Below are 23757 nucleotides of genomic sequence, written 5' to 3'. Positions count from 1 at the left end.
GACATCAGTAGTGCACCCTGCGCTCGATGAACTTGAACTGCACGACGGTCAGGATGCCGACGATCACCAGAAGGATGACGGATTGTGCCGCCGAGGAGCCGAGGTCCTGACCGACGAATCCATCGGCATAGACCTTGTAGACGAGGATCGTGGTGGATTGTTGCGGGCCGCCCGAGGTGATGGTGTGGATCACGCCAAAGGTTTCGAAGAAGGCATAGATGATGTTGACCACCAGCAGGAAGAAGGTTGTCGGCGACAGCAGCGGCCAGACGATGGTGCGGAACCGGGTCCAGAAGCGTGCCCCGTCGATGGCGGCGGCCTCGATCACCGATTTCGGGATGGCCTGCAAACCTGCAAGGAAGAACAGGAAGTTGTAGCTGATCCGGCCCCAGGCCGAGGCGACCACGACAAGCCCCATCGCCTCCGACCCGTTCAGCACGTGGTTCCAGTCATAGCCAAGCTGGCCAAGATACCAGGTCACCACGCCGACCCGCGTGTTGAACATGAACAGCCACAGGACACCGGCGACGGCGGGCGCGACGGCATAGGGCCAGATCAGCAGCGTGCGATAGGTGCCCGAGCCCTTGATCAGGCGATCCGCCAAGACCGCGAGATACAGGGCGAGGCCCATCGAGACGACGGTGACGAGGATTGAGAAGACCGCCGTGGTCAGAAAAGCGGCCCGGTAATAGGGATCGCCCAACAGATATTCGAAGTTGCCAAGCCCGACCCATTGCATCGACAAGCCGAAGGGGTCCGGGATGAACAGCGATTGCCAGACGGCTTGCCCCGCCGGGTAGAAGAAGAAGACGGCTGTAATCAGCAACTGCGGCAGGACCAGAAGCAACGGCAGCCAGACGCCTTTGAACGTGACGCGCTTTTCCATCAGCACACCGCCTTTCGGAGGCGAGGATGCGGACGGTGCGGTGCGCCAGTGGCAACGGCGCGGTCCGGACGATCAGGGGCGGGCAAGGGCATGGACCGGATACTCTTTGCGGGGATCTCGGGAGCGGGCGGCAGGCGGATGGGAGCCACCGTGAAAGAGGGCGAGGGAGAGGCCCCGAAAGACCGGGGCCCCTCCCGATAGTTTAGCGCGTCAGCGGGCCGATTGCTCAAAGCGACGCAGCAGCGGGTTGCCCCGCTCGACGGCGGAGTCCAGCGCCTCTTGCGCGGACTTGTCGCCCGCCCAGACCGCTTCCAGCTCCTCGTCGATGATCGTGCGGATCTGGTCGAAGGACCCGAGGCGGATGCCCTTGGAATTCTCCGTCGGCTCGTTCGCGGTCATCTGCTTCACCGCCACGTCCGTGCCCGGGTTGGCGTCATAGAAGCCCTGCTCGGCGGTCAGGTCGGCCGCTGCCTGGGTGATCGGCAGGTAGCCGGTGTCCTGATGCCACTTTGCCTGGATCTCCGGCGAGGAGAGGAACTTCAGGAACTCGGCCACGCCGGCATCGTCCTCGTCCGACTGGCCTTCCATGACCCAGAGCGAGGCACCGCCGATGATGGTGTTCTGCGGCGCATCGACCAGAGCGGCCCAATAGGGCAGCGGACGCACGCCGAACTCGAACTGCGCTTCGGCCTTGATCCCGGCGTAGCCCGCCGAGCTTTCGGTGAACAGAGCGCATTCTCCGGCGCGGAAGTTCGCGCCGCCCTCGTTGCGGCGACCAGCGTACATGAACTTGCCGTCCTTCGCCCAATCGCCCATGGCCTGGATGTGCGCGACTTGCGCGTCGCCATTGAACACCAGCTCCGTGTCGGTGCCTTCGAAGCCGTTGGCTTTGGTGGCGAAGGGCACGTTGTGGTAGGCCGAGAGGTTCTCTAGGTGAATCCAGCTTTGCCACGCCGTGGTCAGCGGGCAGCTGACACCGGCGTCCTTGAGCTGGGTCAGAACCTCACCCACCTGCTCCCAGGTGGACAGGTCGATGTCCGGGTCGATGCCGTTTTCCTGCAACATGGTGCGGTTGACCCAGAGCACGGGTGTGGACGAGTTGAACGGCAGCGACAGCATGTTGCCGTCTGCGGAGGTGTAGTAGCCCTTGACCGCGCCGATGTACTGCGACTGGTCGAAGCCGTCGCCCATCACTTCGTACACGGGCCGCACCGCGCCCTTGGCAGCCATCATGGTGGCGGTGCCGACTTCGAAGACCATGAGGATGTCGGGTTGCTCCCCGGCGCGGAAGGCGGCGATGCCGGCGTTCAGCGTTTCGGAGTAGTTGCCCTTGTGCGTGGCCACGACCGTATAGGCGTCCTGCGATGCGTTGAAGGTCTCGACCTGCTCCGCCACCAACTCGCCAAGGCGGCCGGTGAAGGCATGCCAGAACTCGATTTCCGTCGCGGCGAAGGCCGGGGCGGCGGTCAGGATGGCAGCGGAGGCCATCAATGTCCGGGTCAGTTTCATCTCGTTTTCCCTCCTGGGTCAGTCTGTTGGACCGGCGTTTGCCGCCGGGATGCTGCGCGTTGTGCCCGCGCTTGGTGAAAGTTCCGTGACAGGGTCACGGGCGGGTCACGATGACGTCGGGCACGATGCCCGACCGCGTGATGGCGGCCTGCGGATCGCCTTCGGCAAAGAATCCGTAGCCGGCGACCAGCGCCGAATGCACGCCAGCGGTCTGCGCCCCGAGGATGTCGGTGTGCAGGCTGTCGCCCACCATCAGGATGCGGTCCCGGGGCGGCAGTGGGTTCAGCCGTGCAAAGGCGAGGTCGTAGATATTGGCGAAGGGCTTGCCGAAGAATTCCGGCGTGATCCCGGTGCGGTCGGCGAGGCGGTGCGCATAGTGGCCCGGTTCGGTGGAGAAACCGCTCTCGCGCGGGGCGACGATGTCGGGGTTGCCGACAAGCACGGGGCGCGGGCGCTCGGCGATGGCGGCTTCGAGAAGCGCCTGCCGCCCCTCCGTCCAGGCCGCGCTGCCGACGAGCAGGAAACCCTCGACTTGTGCATAGGGCGCGGGATCTTCCTCGAGATAGACGAGATCGAGTCCTTCGAGATCGCGCAACCCGGTGCTGCGTGTCGCCATCAGCCCCCAGCGTGTTCCACCGCGTCCCTTCAGCCCTTCGAGCAGGGTGCGGCGGCTGGTGATGACCTCCTCCGGCGCGAAGTCATAGCCGAGCCGCGCATATTTCTCCATCAACGCGGCGTGGGGAAACCCCGCCGCGTTGGAGACGATGAGCACCTGCTTGCCCGCGGCCCGCAGGTCCGCGATGCGCCCGGCGACACCTTCGATGGCGGTCTCGCCAATGTTCAGAACGCCGAAGGCGTCGAGCAGGAAGGCATCGTAGCGGTCCGCCACATCGGCGAGCGTTTCGACGCAGTGCGGCCGGGTTGCGGTGTTAGACGGTGCAGGCAGGCGGTGCCGCACCGCTTCGTACGCCGCAAAGGCGGTATCCACGGTCATGCTCAAATGATCGCCCCCCGGACCTTGGCCGAAACCCATTCGGAAATGACGACGGCGGCGAGGATCACCAGCAGGATCAGCGAAACCTGCGGCCAGGCCAGCACGTTCAGCGAGCTCTGCAACTGCAATCCGATGCCGCCCGCGCCGACGAGGCCGAGCACGGTCGACTCGCGGATGTTGATGTCCCAGCGGAAGACGGCCACCCCGGCCAGTGCGGGCAGGATTTGCGGAACGATGCCAAAAGCCATGACCTGCCAGCGGCTGGCGCCGGTGGCGGTGATCGCCTCGACCTGGCCGTGGTCGATTTCCTCGATGGCCTCGTAGATCAGCTTGGCGCAGAAGCCGATGGAGCGGATGGCGATGGCCACCACCCCGGCGAACACCCCCGGCCCGATGATGGCGATCAGCAGCAGCGCCCAGATCAGCGAGTTTATCGAACGGGTGGAGACGATGATCAGTAGCGCGACGGGCCGCGCGATAAGGCGGGACGGCGTGGTATTGCGCGCCGCGAGGAAGGCCACGGGAATGGCCAGCAGCAGCGAGATCAGCGTGCCCAGCGTCGCGATGTTCAGCGTGTCCCAGATCGGGCGGCCGAGCTTGGCGATGTATTCCCAGCGCGGCGGGGTCGCCCGGTCCCAGATGTCGCCCGCGATGCGCGGCGCGTCCCAGACGAAGAACCAGGTGGTCGCGCTGGAAATCTGGTGCCAGCAGTAGAGGAAGACGGCGAGCCCGATCAGCCACCCGAACCAGCGCATGAGTGCCTGTCCGGTGGTCCTGCGCCGCCAGACCTGCGTGTCGTTTTGCGTCAGGACCACCATCACTGAACCCTCGCCCGGATCACGCCGGAGAGATACTCCAGCGCCATGACGATCCCGATGATCAGGATCAGGATGGCCGCCGCCGTGTCATACTCGTAACGGTCGAAGGCGGTGTTGAGCGTCGCGCCGATGCCCCCGGCGCCGACGAGGCCGAGGATGGCACTTTCGCGGAAGTTGATGTCGATGCGGTACATGGACAGACCGACGAGACGCGGCATGACCTGCGGCTGGACGCCGTAGTTGATCCATTGCATCCAACGCGCCCCACTGGCCTTGATCGCCTCCGCCTGCACCCGGTCCATCGCCTCTATGTCTTCGGCCAGCAGTTTCGACAGGAAGCCGATGGTGGCAAAACTCAGCGTCAGGAACCCGGCCAGCGGGCCGAAGCCGAAGATGGCGACAAGCAGGATCGCAACGATGATCTCCTGCAAGGCACGGCTGATGGCGATGATCGCGCGGCAAATCACGTAGACGGGCAGGGGCGCGATGTTGCGCGCCGCGCCCAGACCGATGGGGATGGAGATGGCGATCCCCACGACAGAGGCCGCCACAGTCATGATGATGCTCTCCGCAAGGCCATCCCAGATGTCGGACCAGCGGGTGATGAAATCGGGATGGGTAAAGGCCAGCACGAATTGCCAGCCCCGGTCCAACCCTTCCCAGACCCGGCCCCAATCCACCGGAATGGTGGAGACCGCCGCGACGAGGTAGACCGCGAACCCTGCGATCAGCCCCCAGCGCAGCCCGGCATTCCGGATCAGCGGCGGTTTGCGCCAGCCTGTGCCCAGCATGTCGTCGAGTTCCCGGTGGCTCATTCCGCCGCCTCCGTCTCGGGGTCGTCGTCTTTCTGGATCGTCGCCTCCCAGTCTTCCTCGCCATAGATCTCGGTCAGCTTGTCCGGGGTCAGCGCGGTCGGCAGCCCGTCGAAGACGATCTCGCCGAAGCGCAGCCCGACAACGCGCGGCACGAACATCTGCGCCAGCGCCACGTCGTGGATGTTGATGATCGCCGCGAGGCCGCGCTCGGCGCAAAGTTCGCAGATCAGCCGCATGATCTGGCGGCTGGTCTTCGGGTCGAGAGAGGCGGTGGGCTCGTCCACCAGCAGCAGCTTGGGCTGCTGGATCAGCGCCCGGCAGATGCCGACCCGCTGGCGCTGACCGCCGGAGAGTTCGTCCGCCCGCTTGTCCGCCATGTGCAGAAGGCCGACGCGGTCGAGCAGGCGAAACGCCTCGTCCACGTCCGATTGCGGGAAGCGGCGCAGGAACGAGCGCCAGAAGCCGACATAGCCAAGCCGCCCGGAGAGCACGTTCTCCATTACCGTCAGTCGCTCGACCAGCGCGTATTCCTGAAAGATCATGCCCATCTCGCGCCGCGCCCGGCGCAGGGCTCCGGCCCCGAGTTTGGTCAGATCCGTCCCGTCCAGCATCACCGCGCCGGAGGTCGGTTCCACCAGCCGGTTGATGCAGCGGATCATCGTCGACTTGCCCGCGCCCGAAGGCCCTATCAGCGCCAGAACCTGGCCGGCCGGCACGTCGAGGTCTATGCCCTTCAGTGCCATGTCGCCCGTCTTGTATGTCTTTGTCAGTTTTTCGAGGCGAAGCATGCCCGTTTCCCAAGTGCGAAGCGGACGGAGCGCGATGGCCCCGTCCGGGTGTCAGTCAGTGAAAGCGGATCACTCGCAGGCGTAGGACACGCCGTTCGCGGCGTCGATCTTTCGGATCACGTCCCAGAAGTCCTTGTAGTTCATCTCGATGAACTGTGCCTCGTTGGACTTGGAGAATTCCTCCTGCAAGGACGAGCCTTCCCACGGGAAGGTGAAGAACGCGTCGCGGATCTGCTCCTGCAACTCGGGCTTGAGGTTGTAGACCACGCCGAAGCCGGTGGTCGGGAAGGTCTGGGACTTGTAGATCGAGACCACCTGATCCGGTTTTATGACGTCGCGCTCGATCATGCGGTGCATGACGGAGTTGGCGATGGCCCCCGCGGTGTAGTCCTTGTTGGCGACCCCAAGGATGGTGTTGTCATGCTTGCCCGAGAACACCGGCTCGAAATCGCGTTCGGCTTCCATGCCGTACTCGCCCTTCAGGATCGCGGACGGAGCCTTGAAACCGGAGTTGGACGTGGGCGAGGAGAAGGCCAGCTGCTTGCCCTTGATGTCTTCCATCTTCTCCACGCCGGAGCCGGGGTAGGTGATGATTTCCATCTCGTAGCCGAAGGAGCCGTCCTCGGAGGCCATGATGGTGAAGGGGCGGAAGCCCGCGCAATTCACCGCCAGCGGGTTGGAGCCGGTGTTGAAACCGGAGATGTGCAGACGGCCGGAGCGCATCGCCTCGATCTGTGCGGCGTTGTTCTGCACCGGGAAGAAGATCACCTCCTTGCCGGTCTTTTCCTTCAGATAGTCGAGGAAATCGGCCCAGGCCGTCTTGTAGACGGCGGGATCTTCGACCGGCGTATAGGCAAAGACCAGCGTATCGGGGTCGAGCCACTGGCTCTCGTCCGTGGGGATATCGGCGACGAGGTCGCCATCGGCGTCGCAATACCGCGCGTCCAGATCGCCGCGCGGGCAGTCCTGCGCCATGGCCGCGGTGGACAGCAGCGCCATCGCGGATGCGCCGAGCATCAGCTTGAATGTCTCTTTCATTGTCTTTCCTCCCGATTGTGCGGCTTTTGCGCCGCATTGTTCTGTCTTGGTCTGTTCCAGTAGCGCGAAGGGTCAGTCCGCGAGCACGATGTCGACGCCTCCCGCCGTCAACGCCGCCGACAGCGCGGCTTCCGGCATCCTGTCGACGACCAGCCCGTCGAGATCCTCCGGACTGCCGACGACATTGAGCCCCCGCCGTCCGAATTTCTGCGCGTCGATCAGCAGGTGGCGCGACGCGGCGCGGGCCAGCATGAGACGCTTCACCGCCGCGAAGCCGGGTACGGTTTCCGAAGGGCCGTCCTCCGTCAGGCCCGAAGCCCCGATCATGCAGCGATCGACGTTGTAGCGGGCGAGATAGTCCAGCGTGTCCGTGCCGGTGACGGCGGATTCGGCAGGCTGATAGGTACCGGGGCAGAGGATCACATGCTGCACGCCGGATTCGAGCGTCATCGCGATGGGGATCGAGTTGGTGATGACGGTGCAGGGCGTGCCGTTCAGGGCCAGTGCCCGGGCGAACTGGATTGTTGTGGACCCGCTGTCGACCATCAGTGTCTCGCCGGGCTGTACCATGAGCGCCGCCCGCTTGCCGATCCGTTCGCGCTCGCCGATCCGGGCGTGGGCGCGCTCGTCGAGGCCGGGATAATGTCCCGGCGATGCCGCCGTTGCGCCACCATGGGCACGCGCCACGAGGCCGTCATCGGCCAGCGCATCGAAGTCGCGGCGCACGGTTTCGGTCGAGACGTGCAGGATCTCCGACAGCTCCGAAATCCGCACATGCGGCCGCAGTTTCAACTCAAACAGGATGCGCTCTCGCCGCTCGGCCTTGCGCAGGCGCACAGGCCCGTCGGCGGCCCCGTCCTTCGGCTTGCCCGTGCTGAGATCGGCCTGCGTCATCCTGTTCCCTGACTCGCGGTTCGCGATCATGTTTGTGGCATTTCAGGCGAGTTTCAATCATTTTTGTTGCATAACCCACATTCTGATGATGAATTTCCCTGCAACCCCACGGATTGCTCCGGGTTATGAAAGGTTTACAAAGGCTTTGATCGCGTTTCTCATGCATCTCTTCGCAGCGGTCGCGCTGCTGCTCTGGGCGGTTCGGCTGGTGCGTACCGGCGTCGAGCGGGCGTTCCTGGGCGAGGTCAGCCGTGGCCTGAGACGCCTGAGCCGCCATCACCCGACGGCGGTTCTCGGCGGGTTGCTCGCGGCCATGCTGATGCAGAGCGGCACAGCCGTGACGCTGATCGCCAGCGGCTTCATCGCCGGTGGAGCCATCGCTCCGGGCGCGGCACTGATGCTGATCATCGGAGCGGAACTCGGCTCAGCCGTCATGGCGCGTGTGCTGTTCCTGCCGATCCAGGCGGCGGTTCCCGTGCTGCTGTTGGTGGGGGTGGGACTCAACTTCCGGTCCGGGCGGCAGACATTGCAGCAGGCCGGGCGGATCCTTGTGGGGCTCGCGCTCATGCTGCTGGCGCTCGGGATGATCCGCGAGGCCACCGCACCGATCGCGGGCAACGAGATCGTGCGGGCCATCGCCGCCTACCTGTCCGGCGACCTGCTCAGCGCGTTTGCCCTCGGGGCCGTGCTTGCCTGGTCGATGCATTCGAGCCTTGCTGCCGTGCTCACGGTTGCCAGTCTTGCCGCAACCGGCGTGACGCCCTGGCCCGTGGCGGCGGCGCTGGTGCTCGGGGCCAATCTGGGCGGGGCGGTCATTCCGATGACGCTGCTCGCCGGCGCCGCGCGGGCGGTGCGGGCGGTGACCACCGCGAACCTTATCGCCCGGGGCAGCCTTGCCCTCGCGGGCCTTGCGGTGCTGGCCTGGGGCGGGCTGCCGGTTCCGGCCATGGACTCGGGCGCGATGGCGATCACGCTGCACGTGCTGTTCAACGCCGCGCTTGTTCTCTGTGCCCTTCCGCTGTCGACGCGTCTGCCGCGTCTGGGGGAGAAGGTCCTGCGCCCGGAGCCGGAAATGGCGGAGGAGAGTCTGAGCGCGCTCGATCCCGACGCCCTCTCCGACCCGCGCCTCGGCCTCGCTTGTGCGCGGCGGGAACTGATGCGCATGGGCGAGACGGTGCAGGCCATGCTGCTCCTGGTCAAACCCCTGTATCGCCAGTGGGATGCCCAAACGGGCGCACGCATCCGGAGGTTCGAGGATTCCGTGGACCGGATGCACTTCGAGTCGAAGCTGTACATTTCGCGCCTCCGGGCCGGGACGCTCTCGGACGACCAGTCCCGGCAGACCCTGGAGCTTGTCACCGTGGCGAACGGATTGGAGGAGGCCGCCGACCGGATTGCGGTCAACCTGCTGGCCATCGCGCAGAAGATGCAGCGACAGGCTGTCCGGTTCTCGGACGAAGGGCTGGCCGATCTCGAAACGCTGCATGACGTGGTCTGCGCCAATGCGCAGCTTGCGATGGGCGTGCTGACCACCGGCAGCGCGGACGACGCCCGGCAACTGGTGGCGCAGAAGGACAAGATGCGGGGGCTGGAGCAGACCTTGCAGGAACGGCACCTGCAGCGGTTGCAGGATCGCGGCTCCGACAGCGTCGCCAGCACGAACATGCACCAGGAAATCCTGCGTCTGCTCAAGCAGGTCAACACCTCGCTCAGCTACGCCGCCTACCCGATCCTGGAAGAAGCCGGGGCCTTCCTCAGCACCCGCCTTGCCCGGAGCGCGGCACCCGGAGAGTGATGTTCGGGCAAGGGTGCGACTGGCGCCGCACGGCAACGAAAAAGCCCATGGCGCAGGGGGGGAGGCGCCATGGGCTGGGGTGGCCTGGTCGGGGTCGAAACCCCGGAGGGAGGGAGGATCTCAGGCCTTGTTGTACTTGGCATCAACGTCCATGATTGCCGAAACGTTCCCGGCCGAGGGACCATTTTCGTCAAATTTTTTCGACAGCCAGGCGTCAGCGATGTCCTTGGCCAGTTCCGCCCCGATCACGCGCGCACCCATGGTGATGATGTGGGCGTTGTTGGAGGTCGCGGCTTTGCCTGCCGAATAGGTGTCGTGGCACTGCGCGGCACGGATGCCGGGGACCTTGTTCGCCGCGAGGCAGACGCCGATCCCGGTGCCGCAGATCAGGATGGCGCGCTCGTATTCGCCCGCGAGGACGGCCGAGGCGACGCGGTCACTGAGGTTGGCATAGAAGGCGTCCGGACCCGCCGCGGTGCGGGAGATTTCGGATACGTCATGAGACTTGGAGAGATGCTCGGCGAGGATCTTGGCGAGACCTTCGCCCGCGCTGTCTCCGGCGACTGCGATTTTCATGTCAGTGTTCCAATGCAAGGGTTTACAGTGTGGCGGCGCATCTGGCGAGGATGTCGAGGTAGCCCTCGGGGTTCCACGCAGAGCGTCCGATGAAGAGGCCGTCGATATGCGGGCAGGCGATCAGTTCCTCGCAGTTGCCCGGATTGACGGACCCGCCATAGAGGCAGGGGATCTTGCGGCCCAGCACGTCCTGCGCCACGGCGATGATCTCCGCCTGCCGATCGTCGGCGTAGCCCGAGGTGGCCGGGATGCCGTTCTCGCCGATGGCCCAGACGGGCTCGTAGGCGAGGACGATGGTGGCGTCCTTTTGCGGGCCGGTGAGCTTGCCAAGGGCGCCGCGTACCTGATTTTCGAGCACCTCTCGCGCCCGGCCCGCTTCGCGCTCGGCCAGCGTCTCGCCGATGCAGATCAGCGGGATCAGCCTATGACGCACGGCGGCTTCGGTCTTGAGGCCGACGGTCTCATCCGTCTCGCCGAAATGCGCGCGGCGCTCGGAATGGCCCAGCTCGACCAGATCGAGATTGCAGTCGGTGAGTTGGAGGGGAGAGACCTCCCCGGTCCAGGCGCCCGCGTCGGCCCAGTGCATATTCTGTGCCCCGACCTTCACCGAGGTATCCTCGAGGAGCCGCTTGACCTCTCGGACCGCGGTGAAGGACGGGACGACAAAGCGCTGAATGCGGGGATCGCGCGATGCGTCCGCCGCGGCCAGCGCCTTTGCGAATTCTTCGCCCTCTGCGAGGGTCTTGTTCATCTTCCAGGATGTGCCAATCCAGATGTCGGGGGTGTTCATGCCGTGGCTTTCTCGGGGTCTTGTGTCGCAATGGTGAGGGCGATGCCCTTGGCATCGAGCGCCTTGCGGGCGTCTTCGGCGGGCAGGGCGTCGGTGATGATGTGGTCGAACTCATCCAGGGCGGCGAGCCGGTAAAGCGCGGCCTGCCCGAAGCGGGTATGGTTGACCACCAGCACCCGCATCGTGGCCTGGTCCATCATCCGGCGCTTCGATTGCACCACGCTGTCGTCCATGTGGAAGGTTTCCAGCCCCATGACGGCGGGGGTGGAGATAAAGGCGATGTCAGCCCGCAGGGTGGCGAGCGCGTCTTCGGTCAGCTTGCCGAGGTAGGCATTGTACTTCGCCGAATAGGTGCCGCCGAGAGCAATCAGCGTGACGCCGGACTCGGCTTTCAGCGCGTCGATGACGGCGGCGTTGTTGGTGATGACGGTCAGGGGCCGCTTCTGCGGGAGCATCTGGCCCAATACGGCGGTCATGGAGCCGTCGTTGATCATCACGGTCATGCCCGGCTCGATCAGGTCGAGCGCGGCACGGCTCATGGCGGCCTTCGCCCCGGCGTTCTGGCGCTCGCGAAAGCGGAAATCGGACTCGAACCGGGTGCCGGACTGGATCGTTGCGCCGCCCCGCACCTTGCGCAAAAGGCCCGCGCCTTCGAGTTCGTCCAGATCGCGGTGGATTGTCATGCGCGACACGGCGAAACGCTCGGCCAGAGCGTCAAGCTCCACCGTGCCTTCTGCCACCAGCAGATCCATGATCGCTTGCTGTCTGTCGTCGCGTTTCACTGGTGAGTCCTCCTGATACGTAACATGACACGTCACAAAAATACCGTCAATGGTGTGATTTTGGGATTTTTTGATGTTATTTTCTGTTGTGATTTTGCGTGAGGGCGCTATATGTCGGGCAACGGAGGAGACAGCGATGCCCCATGAAATGACATCCGACGTGATGCCCCTCGCGCTCGACCGGGATGAACCGATCACCGCGCAAAGCCTGCCGGAGTACCTGCACCACTGGGCCGGAGACGACGATGCGCGGCAGGCGCTGGCGGCGCTGGTGCTGGCCATGGCGGATGAGGCGGTGCCCTTGGCCCTGCGGCTCGCGCAGGGGAGCCTGCCCGGCGATCCGACACATATCGTGGGAGAGAATGACAGCGGCGACCGGCAGAAGGCCCTGGATGTGGGCGCACACGATCACATGATCGACGCCTTCCGTGGCCTGCGCGTGGCGAAGGTCCTGTCGGAAGAAGCCGAAGAGGTCGAAGAAATCGACCCGAACGGCATCTTCGACGTGGCCATGGACCCGATCGACGGCTCCGGCAGCATCGGCATCGGCGCGCCTCTGGGGGCCTTGTTCGCCATCTTTCCGGCGGGGGAGTCGTTCCTGCGCAAGGGGCGCGAGATGCTGGGCGCGGCCTATGTGAGTTTCGGCCACTCGGTCGATTTCGGCTTCAGCCTCGGGGGTGGGGTCGTGATCGCCACGCTCGACCCGGTGAGCGGCGAATATTTCATCGACGCAACGGACGTGCGGGTGAAGGAGAAAACCACGACCGTGGCGTTCAACGTCAGCTATTACCGCCGCTGGAGCGATGGGCTGCAAGCCTACGTGCGCGACGTTCTGGACGGCTCCACCGGCCCGCGCGGCATGGACTTCAACATGCGCTGGATCGCGGCGGCGGTGGGTGACCTGCACCGGATTTTGCGCCGGGGGGGCCTGTTCATGTACCCGGGCGACACCCGCCCCGGCTATGGGGACGGCTACTTGCGCATCGCCTACGAAGCTTTCCCCATCGCCTACCTGATGGAGCAGGCCGGGGGCGCCGCGACGGATGGCGTGACGCCGATCCTCGACCTCGCGCCTGCGCACCTGCACGACCGCGTGCCGCTGGTTTTCGGCAGCGCGGAAGAAGTGAACACCGTGAAAACCTACCTTATGAAAAAGGGAGACTGACCCATGAAATTCTTTGTGGACACCGCAATCATCGACGACATCAAGGAACTGAACGATTATGGCCTGCTGGACGGGGTGACGACGAACCCCTCGCTGATCGCCAAATCGGGCCGTGACTTCAAGGAAGTGATCGCAGAGATTTGTGGCATCGTGGACGGGCCGGTTTCGGCGGAAGTCGCCGCTCTGGACTTCGACGGCATGGTCGCGGAAGGCGAGCATCTGGCGAAGATCGCGGACAACGTGGTCATCAAGCTGCCGCTGACGCTGGACGGGCTGAAAGCCTGCCGCCACTTCACGAACAAGGGCATCAAGACCAACGTGACGCTGTGCTTTGCCGCCAATCAGGCGCTGCTGGCGGCGAAGGCCGGAGCGACCTATATCTCGCCGTTCATCGGGCGGCTGGACGATCTGAACATCGACGGGATGGAGCTGATCGCGGAAATCCGGGCGATCTACGACAACTACGGCTTCGAGACGGAAATCCTCGCCGCCTCGATCCGCACGGCGAACCACGTCAAGGACGCGGCGATTGCCGGGGCGGACGTCGCAACGATCCCGCCGGGCGTGATCAAGGGGCTGGCGAGTCATGTGCTGACAGACAAAGGCCTCGACCAGTTCACGAAGGATTGGGCTGCGACAGGTCAATCCATTCTTTGAGGTCTTTCGCCCCGGCTGCGCCGGGACGACTCGCCCGCGCCTTCGGCGCGGGCTGAGGAACGCCGCTCCACGGCGTGCGGGGGCGTTGCCCCCACCCGGCCCTTCGGGCCTTCCCCAAGGTATTTCTGGACCAAAGAAGGATGGGCGCTGGATCCTGCTTCTCCGGTTCGAAAACACATCTCTCCGGCATTTTTGGTCTGCGGGCGCGTGACTGGTCCCGAAATGTTAGCCGAAGCTCCGCCGCGTCTGATTCCTGAGTGCGTCCGGAACGGTGGCGTCGATCCAGCTACGGCAGGGTGATGCGCCGCCATGTGCTTCCCACTCGGGGCATTGCGAGGGGTCCATGCGCAAGGGGGGCAGGCCGTGGATGGCATGGGTGTCGCGGGCGGGGTTGCAGCGTGTGGTCATGGCCCAGAGTACGTCCTCGTCGGAGGACAGATCCACGTCTTCGTCGGTGAAGACGATGGTCTTGGTAAAGGGCATGACGTCGATCAGGCGTTTCGCCAGTTGCGCGAGGTCGAGTTGACGTGTTGCACCGGGCTTGAGCGAAACATAGAGCAGGAGCATCCCGCCCCCGGCAGCGCTGTATCGCAGGTCGGCGATCTGGGAGAGGCCGCCGTGGGTCCGCAGCGAGAGGGCAAGTGCCAAGGCGCCTCCAAGCGCCAGGATCGAGGATTGCTCCCGTCCCGGACCGAGGCAGGACTGCAGGACCGCGCCGGGGCGGTACGTGATGCGGTCGATTTCGACGATCGGCAGGTCCGGCCCGGCATGGCCGTCATAGCCGAGGAACTCCGGCAGGGTGACGCCCTTCGGGCGGGTGCCGAGGGTTTCGGGGGTGGTCTTCGCCGTGAGCCGGGCGTGGAGGACATATTCGGCTTGCGGCAGGTACAGGGCTTTGTCCCGGGCAACGGCAATCGCAGTCCCGGCCAGCGCCCCGGCGAGGTTCAGCTTGTCGAATTCTTCCGGCAAATGCGCCGTGGCGGTGGCCGAGGCAACGGCGACAGCGGGCGGCACGCCGATGTTGATGGAGACTGGAAGGTCCTCGCCCTTGTCATGGGCTGCCTTGGCCAGATGGCGCAGGGCGCGGCTGGGCAGCATGGAGATGGCGAGGCGGTTCGGTCCGTGCACCAGCATCCGGTGCGCGGAGAGGGCGAGGCCGGGACCCGGCTTGCCCGCCAAGACGAAGCCCATGGTGATGTAGGGACCCGCATCACGGGGCGTTATCTTGGGGAAGGGCAGGGCGGTGAGGTCGGGCTTTGCCTCGATGTGGTCGCACGTGCCGGGGACCGGGGGCAGGGGGGCGAGGCGGCGAACGGCATCCGGGACAGCGCGGCCCGCCAGGGCCGGGAGCCATCCTTTCAGCCTCGCTTCGCAGCCATAGAGACCGAGAAGCAGGTCCGGTCCCGTGGCTTGTCTGTAGAGCACGCCCGGCTCCGGGCCGGGCCGGGGCCGGGCAGGCACACCGGCGTGACTGGCGGCGAAATCGGTGCAGGCTTCGTCCGGGGAAAAGCCGGTCTTGGTGACGAAGGGACCCGGGTGTGCCGGGTCCCTCAGCGAGGCGAGGGCCGCGCGCAGATCGCACGCGGCCTCCATGGTTTTCGGCTCAGGCCGGTGCATCGGTGAACTCCGCCGTGGCAGTTGCCTTCGGCTGCCGCAGGCGGTCGTAGACCATGAGCGCCGCCGGGCCGATGAAGACTTCGGAGAGCAGGGCCAGCAGCGCACCCGAGGCCATCAGCAGGCCGAAGCTCTGGATGTTCGACATGGAGGAGAGGTTGAACACCGCGAAGCCGGCCATGACGACAACCGTGGTGGTGAACACCGCGCGGCCAATGTCGGACATGGTGGCGCGGATGGCCTCCTGCATCTCCAGACCCTTCTCCAGACGGCTCTTGACGCCGTGGAAGAAGTGCAACGTGTCATCGACGATCAGGCCGGTGATGATGCCGCCGATCAGCACCGTGAAGGTGTCGAGCGGGATGCCCAGATACCCCATGACCCCGAGCAACACCACGAAGGGGGCGACATTCGGCACCATGCTGACGAGGCCGAGGCCAACGGAGCGCAGGGCGAGAACCATCATGCCTGTCACCAGTGTGAGGGCGATGGCATAGGACACCGTCATGCTGTCCAGAACCTTCTTGGAGGTCTTGGCAAGCAGGGCGATAAGGCCGGTGCTCTCGACCTTGGCGGTGTCGCCGAGGGCCGTCTCGAAGCGGGTTTCGATGGTCTCGATCACATCCGTGTAGAGCTTGGCCTCAAGCCAGGGCGTCTGGAAGGAGACGCGGCCCGACGAGTAGTCCATGGAGACGTAGCGCTTCATGTCGTCGATGCCCTGACCTTCGAGCAGCAGCAGCTGATCCCAGATCTCTTCCTGCCCGGGGATGGTCCGCGCGGCGAGGTCGCCGTCGTTGATCGCCTGGTTTGTCTCTTCGAGGAAGGAGATGATCGAGGTGTGACGCCCGATCGGGATGTCCACGGCGGCATAGGAGCCAAGCGCGGTTTCCTCGACTGTCTTCAGGAGCGTTTCGTCGCGGAAGTCATAGCCGGTCGTCGGCGTGATGACCATTTCGAGGTTCACGGTGCCGTGGAAGGTGTCGTCGATGAACTCGGTGGACTGACGCGCCTGGTTGTCCTGCGGCAGCCAGAGCAGCGAGTTGTGCGAGTAGCTGAGGTTGAAGATCCCCAGAGCCGCGGCGAGGGTCACACCCGCGCAAAGGGCCAGCGTGCGGCGCGGAGCCTCGGCGGCGATCATGGCGCCCTTGGTCAGGACGGAAGCGATGACGCCCGGCTTTTCCGACTGCTTGTTGAGGTACCGCTCGGGCAGGGTGCGGAAGACCAGCGTCGCCCAGGTCATGGCGAGCAGGTAGGACACACCCACGGAGACGGTGCCAAAGACACCGAGCGCGGTGATCGGTGCAAGGGGCGCGGCAGCGAGGCCGATGAGACCGCCAGCGGTGGTCAGCGCGGTGAAGAGGATCGGCGTGTTCGCCTTCTTCACGGCGATCTTGAGCGCCTCGCGGCCATCCTTTTCAGTGCTGCGGGCCTTCAGGACCGTGGCGATGAAGTGGATGTAGGTACACAGCCCCACGACCAGCGTCATCGGGATGAGCAGCTGCACCGGGGGCGTCATGGCGGTGCCGGTGGCGGCGACGGTGGCGAGCGTGGTGAACAGCGCGGTGGCAAAGCTCAGGAAGGCGCCGAGGGCGACGAGGAAGCTGCGGTGCAGCGCAATCATGGCAAGCACGGTGAGGATCACGCAGGCGAGGGTGAAGCGCGGCATGTCGCCTTCCATCATCGCGACGATTTCCGTGGAAAGCACGGGGGCGCCGGCAATGGCGATCTCGAAACTTTGACCTTCATACTTCGCGGCAATGGCGCGGGCGGCGGCGGTCATTTCCGCGTATTGCGGGGCGCCAAGGAGCGGACGTTCGCTGAGCGGTGTAAAGACGATCTCGCAGGTCGCCCCGGAGGACGGATCGGGCACACAGTCCGCGGCGGCGGGCGCGTAGCGATAGGGCTCGATCACAACGGCTGCGGTGCTGCCGTCCTTCGAGACGATGAAGTTCTGATAGAGCGGCGTATCGAGGATGCGGTCCTTCAGCTCTTCGGGGTTGCGGCCACGCTGGAGCATGTTGCGGACGAGTTCTTCAAGGAACACACCGCCGTCCTCATGCTCGATGAAGGGGATGTTATAAGGAGAGAAGATTTCCGAGACATAGGGGACATTGTCCGCCAGTTCGCGGTGCATCTTCGAGAATTTCGTCAGGAACTCGGTGGAGAAGACGTTCTCCGACTTCACCGCCACGACAAGGCGGTTGTCCTGCCCGAACTCGCGGCGCATGGCGTAATAGGTGGCCAGGGCCGGGTCGCTTTCATGCATGAAGGCTTCGACACGGCCGTCTTTCTGGAGGGAGGGGAGGTTGGTCGCGACATAGCCGAAGACGGCTGCCAGAAGGACGACGAAGGCGATCAGGCGGCGGGTGTAGACCAGCTGCAAAAAGCGCGTCATCGCCCCTTCGATGAAGGAAAGCGGGTTCATGGATCGGGCTCCTGTTGGGGTGTGAGGTGGCGCGGCCGGGGCAAGGCCGACCGCGCCGGGTCAGATCAGTTGGTTGCGAAGTTCTCGGAGCGGAAGTCCTTGAAATCGCTCGCCGGGTTGGAGAGGTCATCCAGCTCGAACCAGCGCGACGGCAGGCCGATGTTGAAGGCCTCGCCCTCGGTGTGGAAATCGGAGAAGGAGACGACGCGGCCTTCCTTGATGGTCGAGACGCGGTACTTCGCCGGGGCAAAGACACCGTTGACCCAGCGCAGGTCGAGCGTTTCCAGAACGCGCTGTTCGTTCGGCGCATCGGCGTTGAAACTGGAATAGATCGGCATGAAGGTCTCGGTGTCGGCCCAAAGCTCGCCGTCGCGCAGGCCAAGACGGATGACTTCATCCTCGGTCCGCGGGTTCACATAGATCTTGTAGACCGGATAGCCGCGGAACTCGCCGACGCCGAGCATCTTGCAATCATAGTCGTCCGCCTGGCGGATCAGCATCTCGCCCACGGCGAGGTCGGAGCCGTAGAGGCGCTGCGAAAGGTCCTCGGACTTCACGTCGATGATCTTGTCGGCGGAGGGCAGGTAGACCCAGACCTTGTCCGGCAGGCCCTTCTCGAAGCTGTCGCGCACGGAGGATTCGACCCCGGCCAGCTCTTCGGGATCGAAGACGTAGGAGCGCAGGCGGCGGTTGATGCCGTCATTCTTGTGCGCGGCGGCGATGCGGCGGGTCTTCACGGCGCCGGTCTCGTCGGTGATCTTCATGTGCACGATGCGCCAGCTGTCATAGCCGTTGTAGCGGTTCTGAACGCCTTCCATCACCTGGCGGCAGTCATTCGTGACGGGCGATGTCGGGGTGGCCGGTTCGAGCAGCGGCTCGGCCCCGGCGTAGCCTGCCAGAGAGGCGACGGCTGCGGTTGCGAGAGCGAAAAGGGGCGTGCGGGTCTTGCAGAACATTTGTGATTTCCTCAGGTCAGAATTGAAATGGAACGGTCATTTTTATTCCGAGGTCACCCTCGCCTGAATCTTCCAAAAAACAAAAAGGCGTTTCGTCGGTTTGTAAGACGTTTTCACACGGAAGATTTTCGAATGTGACGGAAAATGGCGCAACCGTCACGTGTGTGACTGACGGATATGCGGTGTTCTCCGCGTGATGGATGCGCGAACAAGCCCTGTATAAAAGGACTCTCGTGACGCTGTCGCCAATGTCACACTGTGTTTGCCAGCGTCACACAGCGTGCGGGCCGCGCACAACTCGGCGAAATATTGGACACTATGTAACAAGGCTTTTGCCTATCGTTTTTCCATGAAGTGAATTCCGTAATTCTGATTCCGGAGAGATAAAGATGGATTTGAAGATCTGCGGTATAACCAATCGCGAAGAACTGGACATTCTTGACCAGGAGGGCGCCCGCTATGCAGGATTGTGGACCGGCATAGCGGGGCACCCGAAGAACCTGAGCGACGCGCAACTGGCCGGACTGGCGGAGTGTGCGGAGCGGGTCACGCCGGTCGCGGTCTGCGTGAAGCGGCGGGTGACGGAGCTTTGGTCGCTCCTGAAGCACACGCCGGTGAGGCATGTACAACTGCACGGGTTCAATGCGCCGCGCGACATTGCCTATCTCAAGGACCAGGGGCTGACGGTCATCAAGACGGTCCACGTCGATGACGATGGCTTCAGTCCGATCCAGCGCCTGATCGACCCCTACAGGACCGCGGGCTGCGACGTGTTCCTGATCGACCGCATCGGCGGGCGGCAGGCGATCGGCTCCACAGGAGTCAGTCTTGATGCGTCCGTTGCCGCGTCCTGGCGGGACCGGCTGGACGGCTCGCGTGTCTGGCTGGCCGGGGGGCTGACCCCGGACCGCATCTGCGACTTGTCCGAAACGACGGGTTTCGAGGCGGTGGACGTCGATTCCGCCGCGCGGATCAAAGGCGGTGCGATCCACCGCAAGGCGGCGCGGATGCTCGTGCTTGCTTCCTCCCCATCCACCTTGTTCCAGGCTGCCTCATGATGAACCATACCCCCGATTTCTCGAATGCCACGCCGGTGATCCCTTCGCGGGCCCGGTTGCACCGGCTGTGCCCGCTGATCATGGCGGGCGATCCGTCGCTCGCCGCCACACGGGACCTGCTCCGCGAATGTGTCCGGATCGGCGTTGCGATGGTCGAGCTGTGCCTGCCGTTCCGCAACGCCTTCACCGATGGCAGGACGCTGCTCCATGCACACGAGCGGGCCTTGCGGAATGAGGCCGGCGCCGAGGCGGTGATCGCCATGGCCGCCGAGTTCACCGGGTCCCTGGACATCATCCTGCTGGCCGATTCGAGCCATACCCTGCGTCCGGAAGGATTCGAGAAAATCCTCGGGCTTGCGAAGCAGGCGGGGTTTGCCGGGGTGCTGCCTCATGGCTTGCCGCCCGTCCTGACCACCCGCTTCGACCTCGCCGCACGGGGTGCGGGGTTGGCGCAGGTCGGGACGATCTATGCCAATGCGCTGCCGGAAGTGCGTCAGCAGGTGCTCGGCCGGGCCGGGGCGTTCATCTATCTCGTTTCATCCTATGGGCGGTCCGGAGGCTCTGTCGATCCGGCGGACCTGACTTGCCAGATCGAAGCCCTGCGCGGGCACACGACCCTGCCGATCGCGCTCGGGTTTGGCCTCAAGACCCCGAGTGATGTGGGCAAGGCGTTTGCCGCAGGGGCGGACATCGCCATCGTCGGCAGCGCGGTGTCCGGCGTCGTCGAAACTGCGCTTGCCGCCGGGCTCGACCCCGTCGAGGAAACCGCCGCCTTCATCAAAGCGCTGAACCGGGAGACGAAGGCATGAGCGCCCTTGACCGCCGCATGGACCTGCGCAACGCAGTCCTGCAATATTGCCCGAGCGACCGCCCCGGCGTGGCGCGGCTGATCATCGACCAGTCCCATCCGTTCTTCTTCGACCATCCGCTGGACCATGTCCCCGGCCTGTTGCTGCTCGAAAGCGCGGTACAGGCAGCGCAGAATTGCGCCACGGCGCCATGCTACGTCAGTGCCGTGCGGGCGGATTTCATCCAGTACGTTCTGTTCGATGCGCCGGTGACGGTGGAGACCTACACCGCCGAGAAAAACGGGCGGTTGTGCTGCAAGGTGGAGATCCATCAGACCGGCAAGCAGCGCGCCCGGATCGAGGTCGAGCTGACCCGGCAACTGCGCCCGTTGCCGAAACGGGAGACCTTCCAGCCGGGACATGGTCTGCCGCCGTGTGACGGCAAGCCGCTCAACAAGGTGCGGCCGGAGAACGTGCTGATCACCACGCCGGTGGTGACGGATGATCACATCGAGACGCGTCTGCTGCCGATCTCCTCCCGCTGCCTGTTCGCCGACACGACGCAGGCGGTGCATCCGCTCTATCTGCTCGAATGCTTCATGCAGGTGCAGCGGTATCTCAATGCAACGGCGGATGGCGATCACCGCATCCGCGACATTCTCACCGGCGTGACCATCGAGCAGGTCGAGCCCTTGGCTGACCTCTCGCAGGGCGTGTTCCTGCGCGGGGCCCGGCAGTTTTCCGACGTCGGCAGGGGGCGGCTGAGCCGCTCCGCCTGGCTCTACGCTGCGCAGAAACCCTTTGCCAAATGTTCCATTCACACCGCCCGCGTGCAGAGCCGGGCAAAGAAATCAGTTCAAGGAGAAGCCTGATGGATCCCGTTCATATCATCGGTGCCGGCGTTTCCGGCCTCGGCGCCGCCCATTACCTCGCCGCCCGGGGCATTCCGAGCATCATACACGAAGCCGGGACCCATGTCGGCGGCCGCGCTGCCTGCATCCGGCAGGGTGAGCATGCCTTTGAAATCGGCGGCAAGAATTTCTCCAGCGCCTGGGTGCGGTTCAATGCCTTGCTCAAGGAGTTCGGCATATCGGAGTTCGAGGACCAGCACCCGGGGTTCCACATCGTCCTGAACGACGCGCTGGTGGCGTTGGAGAAGTCGAAGACGCTGACCGGCGATCTGCGGCTGGCGTCGGCGCTGGGGCCGCGCGGGGCCCTGCAGTTCCGGAACTTCCTAAACTACGCCCGGCAGAATGCGGATCGGCTGAATTACACGGATGGGCTGATCGAGCAGGTGGAAAACCGCTGGGATCACAAGACCATCGACCGGCATTTCACCCGGCGCCTGAATGATGGGCCGCTGCGCCTGTTTTCCATCATCATGGGCGGGGCAGAGCCGTCGGAGCTGTACCCATCGCTGATGATGCTCTTCGCCTCCGGCTTCGGCAAAGGCTCTCATCACGCCATCGCGGGCGGCATCGGGCAGTTCCACGATTCGCTGGCGCAGGGGAAGACCATCCGCTTCGGTTCCAAGGTGCGCAAGGTTCTGACCTACGACGGGCATGTCAGTGGCCTGATGCTGGAGGAGAAGACCGGGCCGCGGATGATCCCGGCAAGCCGGGTGATCTCGGCGGTGCCCGCGCATGTCCTGCGCCAGATCGCGGACCTGCCCGCCTATGGCCGGGTGGCGCTCGATCAGCTGCGGTATTTTCCCCTGGCGATGGTCAACGCCGTCTACGACGCGCCGGTGTTCAAGGATGGCGTGCATTCGATCATGTTCGAGCCGGGTGCGCCTTTGGGCCATTGCTCCGCCAACCGCCTGCATTCGCCGCATCACGTCCGTTTCACCCTCTCGGGCAAGGCGGCGCGCGACATCCTCGACCGTTCCGACTCGGAGCTGGTGCAGATCGCGGAAGAGACCTTCTCCAAGCGGTTGCCGATCAAGGCGGCGCGGCTGAAAGTGCACGTGGCGCGGCATCCCGGCGGCATCTGCGGCTATGCGCCCTTTTTCACGCAGAAAAAGCGGGACATCCTGCGGGCGGCGGAAAGCGTCAACGGGCTGGAGATCGCCGGGGATTACCTCGAAGGGCACACGATGGAAGGCTGCCTGACCTCCGCCGACCTCGCGGTGCAGCGCCTGCTCTCCCCGGTGCAGCGCAAGCCGGTTCCGCAGCGGTGGGCGGCGGAATGAGCGTCGCCGAAGACTTGCCGACCCTTGCGCCTTCCCGGCGCGGGGTGATCTGGGCCGCAAGCGCCTGCGCCGTCATGAGCGGCGCGGCGATTGCTCCGGCGGTTCCGTTGATGGAGGAGGCGCTGGCCGGCGGCGCGTCGGTCTGGGGTCGGATCGCGCTCGTGCTGCCGGCTTTCGCCATCATGCTGGCGGGCCCGGCGATTGGACGCAGGACCGCGCAGATGGACCAGCGCAAGGGCTTTATTGCGGCGCTCTGCGCGCTGGCGGGGTTTGGCATCCTTGGCGGGTTCGCGGGCGGCTTCGCCTGGCTTCTTATGAGCCGTATCGGTCTTGGACTCGCCACGGCGGCGGTTCTGTGCTTCGCTACGGCGGCGATTGCGGTGCAGTATCAGGGCGCCGAGCGGGCCGAGGTGGTGAACCGGCAGTCGGCGATCAACACCTTCGGCGGCGTGGTCTTCGTCCTGCTTGGTGGGCTGTTGTCCCAGATGGGCTGGCGCGTGCCGTTCGTGCTCTACCTGATGGCCTTGCCGGTGGCGTTCGTCGTCTCGGGCTTCGACTGGAAAGCGCCTGTGAGGCAGGTGTCCGCGCGGCCCGATCTTGCCACGTTGAAGACGCCACTGGCGACCATTGCGCTCGCCATGACCGCTTTTTATCTGGTCCCGGTCCAGGCTCCGTTCATGCCAGCGGTGCGCGACATGCCGGCACTGGCAGGGTTGACGATTGCCGCGGCGACGCTGGTCAGCGGGCTGACCTCATGGCGCATTGCGGCGCTGATGCAGGCGGTGCGAGAGGAGACGGCCGAAGCGGCGGCGATGGCGGCGGTGATCCTCGGGCTCATGGAATTCGGGCTTGGCACCTCGGTTCCGGCATTGCTGATCGCGGCGATGCTGCTTGGCGCAGGCTTTGGCGTGCTGTTGCCGCTGACCGTGCGGCGGATCATGGCGGCGGGGCCTCCGGAGACCGCCAATGCCACGGCGGGGCTGATCGCTTCGGCGCTCTATGCGGGGCAGGTCTTCGCCTCGCTGCTTGCGTTGCTGCTGAGCGCGGGCGGGGCGGGGACACCCTTTGTCGTGCTTTCGCTGGCCCTCGCTCTGACGGTCTTCCTGCATGCCAAACGGGATCGGCTACGGCCCTGGGGACGGTGGATCGCGCAGAACATCGCCTGACTCCGGCGTCCCGGACACAGACCAAGGGTTGAATTGTGCGAATCAACCCATG

22 protein-coding genes are annotated in these 23757 nt (G+C 64.9%); 8 read left to right on the top strand and 14 right to left on the bottom strand.

The window, feature by feature from the left end:
* Positions 1–4: 4 nt before the first annotated feature.
* The 8 genes from ugpA to ACP159_RS18115 form a co-directional block, all read right to left on the bottom strand.
* A complete protein-coding gene (ugpA, locus tag ACP159_RS18150) occupies positions 5–886 on the bottom strand; it encodes a sn-glycerol-3-phosphate ABC transporter permease UgpA (RefSeq protein WP_425101122.1) in 882 nt (293 codons plus the stop codon).
* 210 nt (positions 887–1096) lie between these two features.
* Complete coding sequence (gene ugpB / locus ACP159_RS18145; RefSeq protein ID WP_425101120.1) at positions 1097–2395, bottom strand: sn-glycerol-3-phosphate ABC transporter substrate-binding protein UgpB; 1299 nt, start codon at positions 2393–2395, stop codon at positions 1097–1099.
* A 94-nt stretch (positions 2396–2489) separates the two neighbouring features.
* Complete coding sequence (locus ACP159_RS18140) at positions 2490–3389, bottom strand: HAD-IIA family hydrolase (RefSeq protein WP_425101119.1); 900 nt, start codon at positions 3387–3389, stop codon at positions 2490–2492.
* A 2-nt stretch (positions 3390–3391) separates the two neighbouring features.
* Positions 3392–4144, bottom strand: coding sequence for a phosphonate ABC transporter, permease protein PhnE (phnE, locus tag ACP159_RS18135; RefSeq protein ID WP_425101163.1), 753 nt, complete (start codon positions 4142–4144; stop codon positions 3392–3394).
* 62 nt (positions 4145–4206) lie between these two features.
* A complete protein-coding gene (phnE, locus tag ACP159_RS18130; RefSeq protein ID WP_425101118.1) occupies positions 4207–5022 on the bottom strand; it encodes a phosphonate ABC transporter, permease protein PhnE in 816 nt (271 codons plus the stop codon).
* A complete protein-coding gene (gene phnC, locus ACP159_RS18125) occupies positions 5019–5810 on the bottom strand; it encodes a phosphonate ABC transporter ATP-binding protein (RefSeq protein WP_425101117.1) in 792 nt (263 codons plus the stop codon). The genes phnE (ACP159_RS18130) and phnC overlap by 4 nt, the downstream gene beginning before the upstream one ends.
* A gap of 69 nt (positions 5811–5879) precedes the next feature.
* Positions 5880–6848, bottom strand: coding sequence for a phosphate/phosphite/phosphonate ABC transporter substrate-binding protein (gene phnD, locus ACP159_RS18120; RefSeq protein WP_425101116.1), 969 nt, complete (start codon positions 6846–6848; stop codon positions 5880–5882).
* A 72-nt stretch (positions 6849–6920) separates the two neighbouring features.
* Positions 6921–7742: a DeoR/GlpR family DNA-binding transcription regulator gene (locus ACP159_RS18115; protein ID WP_425101115.1), complete on the bottom strand. Its 822-nt coding sequence runs from the start codon at positions 7740–7742 to the stop codon at positions 6921–6923.
* Positions 7743–7902: 160 nt separating this feature from the next.
* On the opposite strand from ACP159_RS18115, the gene ACP159_RS18110 reads away from it, so the two are divergent.
* On the top strand, positions 7903–9537 hold the full coding sequence (locus tag ACP159_RS18110; RefSeq protein ID WP_425101114.1) for a Na/Pi cotransporter family protein: 1635 nt from the start codon (positions 7903–7905) through the stop codon (positions 9535–9537).
* 120 nt (positions 9538–9657) lie between these two features.
* On the opposite strand, the gene ACP159_RS18105 is transcribed toward ACP159_RS18110, so the two are convergent.
* The 3 genes from ACP159_RS18105 to ACP159_RS18095 are packed head-to-tail and all read right to left on the bottom strand — an operon-like array spanning position 9658 to position 11685.
* Positions 9658–10113 (bottom strand): RpiB/LacA/LacB family sugar-phosphate isomerase, encoded by a 456-nt coding sequence (locus ACP159_RS18105; protein ID WP_425101113.1) that lies wholly within the window; start codon positions 10111–10113, stop codon positions 9658–9660.
* Positions 10114–10135: 22 nt separating this feature from the next.
* Positions 10136–10903: a triose-phosphate isomerase gene (locus ACP159_RS18100; protein WP_425101112.1), complete on the bottom strand. Its 768-nt coding sequence runs from the start codon at positions 10901–10903 to the stop codon at positions 10136–10138.
* Complete coding sequence (locus tag ACP159_RS18095; RefSeq protein ID WP_425101111.1) at positions 10900–11685, bottom strand: DeoR/GlpR family DNA-binding transcription regulator; 786 nt, start codon at positions 11683–11685, stop codon at positions 10900–10902. The genes ACP159_RS18100 and ACP159_RS18095 overlap by 4 nt, the downstream gene beginning before the upstream one ends.
* 136 nt (positions 11686–11821) lie before the next feature.
* On the opposite strand from ACP159_RS18095, the gene ACP159_RS18090 reads away from it, so the two are divergent.
* Both ACP159_RS18090 and fsa read left to right on the top strand, forming a co-directional pair.
* On the top strand, positions 11822–12850 hold the full coding sequence (locus ACP159_RS18090) for a class 1 fructose-bisphosphatase (protein ID WP_425101110.1): 1029 nt from the start codon (positions 11822–11824) through the stop codon (positions 12848–12850).
* 3 nt (positions 12851–12853) lie between these two features.
* On the top strand, positions 12854–13507 hold the full coding sequence (fsa, locus tag ACP159_RS18085) for a fructose-6-phosphate aldolase (RefSeq protein ID WP_425101109.1): 654 nt from the start codon (positions 12854–12856) through the stop codon (positions 13505–13507).
* Positions 13508–13732: 225 nt separating this feature from the next.
* Here the strand turns inward: fsa and ACP159_RS18080 are convergent, their stop codons facing one another.
* From ACP159_RS18080 to ACP159_RS18070, 3 genes are all read right to left on the bottom strand, one after another.
* A complete protein-coding gene (locus ACP159_RS18080; RefSeq protein WP_425101108.1) occupies positions 13733–15124 on the bottom strand; it encodes a UbiD family decarboxylase in 1392 nt (463 codons plus the stop codon).
* Positions 15111–17546: an efflux RND transporter permease subunit gene (locus tag ACP159_RS18075; RefSeq protein WP_425101107.1), complete on the bottom strand. Its 2436-nt coding sequence runs from the start codon at positions 17544–17546 to the stop codon at positions 15111–15113. Before ACP159_RS18075 ends, ACP159_RS18080 begins: the two co-directional genes overlap by 14 nt.
* 65 nt (positions 17547–17611) lie before the next feature.
* On the bottom strand, positions 17612–18502 hold the full coding sequence (locus ACP159_RS18070) for an outer membrane lipoprotein-sorting protein (protein WP_425101106.1): 891 nt from the start codon (positions 18500–18502) through the stop codon (positions 17612–17614).
* A gap of 389 nt (positions 18503–18891) precedes the next feature.
* Here ACP159_RS18070 and ACP159_RS18065 point away from each other — a divergent pair, with 389 nt between their 5' ends.
* From ACP159_RS18065 to ACP159_RS18045, 5 genes are read left to right on the top strand one after another with little or no spacing between them, the layout of a single operon-like run.
* Positions 18892–19560, top strand: a complete 669-nt coding sequence (locus tag ACP159_RS18065; protein ID WP_425101105.1) for a phosphoribosylanthranilate isomerase — start codon at positions 18892–18894, stop codon at positions 19558–19560.
* Positions 19557–20369, top strand: a complete 813-nt coding sequence (gene trpA, locus ACP159_RS18060) for a tryptophan synthase subunit alpha (RefSeq protein WP_425101104.1) — start codon at positions 19557–19559, stop codon at positions 20367–20369. The genes ACP159_RS18065 and trpA overlap by 4 nt, the downstream gene beginning before the upstream one ends.
* Complete coding sequence (locus tag ACP159_RS18055) at positions 20366–21220, top strand: AfsA-related hotdog domain-containing protein (RefSeq protein WP_425101103.1); 855 nt, start codon at positions 20366–20368, stop codon at positions 21218–21220. Before trpA ends, ACP159_RS18055 begins: the two co-directional genes overlap by 4 nt.
* A complete protein-coding gene (locus ACP159_RS18050; protein WP_425101102.1) occupies positions 21220–22539 on the top strand; it encodes a protoporphyrinogen/coproporphyrinogen oxidase in 1320 nt (439 codons plus the stop codon). The genes ACP159_RS18055 and ACP159_RS18050 overlap by 1 nt, the downstream gene beginning before the upstream one ends.
* Positions 22536–23705, top strand: coding sequence for an MFS transporter (locus tag ACP159_RS18045; protein WP_425101101.1), 1170 nt, complete (start codon positions 22536–22538; stop codon positions 23703–23705). The genes ACP159_RS18050 and ACP159_RS18045 overlap by 4 nt, the downstream gene beginning before the upstream one ends.
* Positions 23706–23757 lie beyond the last annotated feature (52 nt).

This window comes from Tropicibacter sp. S64, from assembly GCF_049803835.1.
In the GTDB taxonomy this organism is placed as follows: domain Bacteria; phylum Pseudomonadota; class Alphaproteobacteria; order Rhodobacterales; family Rhodobacteraceae; genus Pacificoceanicola.
Note: the sequence above shows the minus strand (reverse complement) of the source record. Positions and strands in the feature narration are given on the sequence as shown.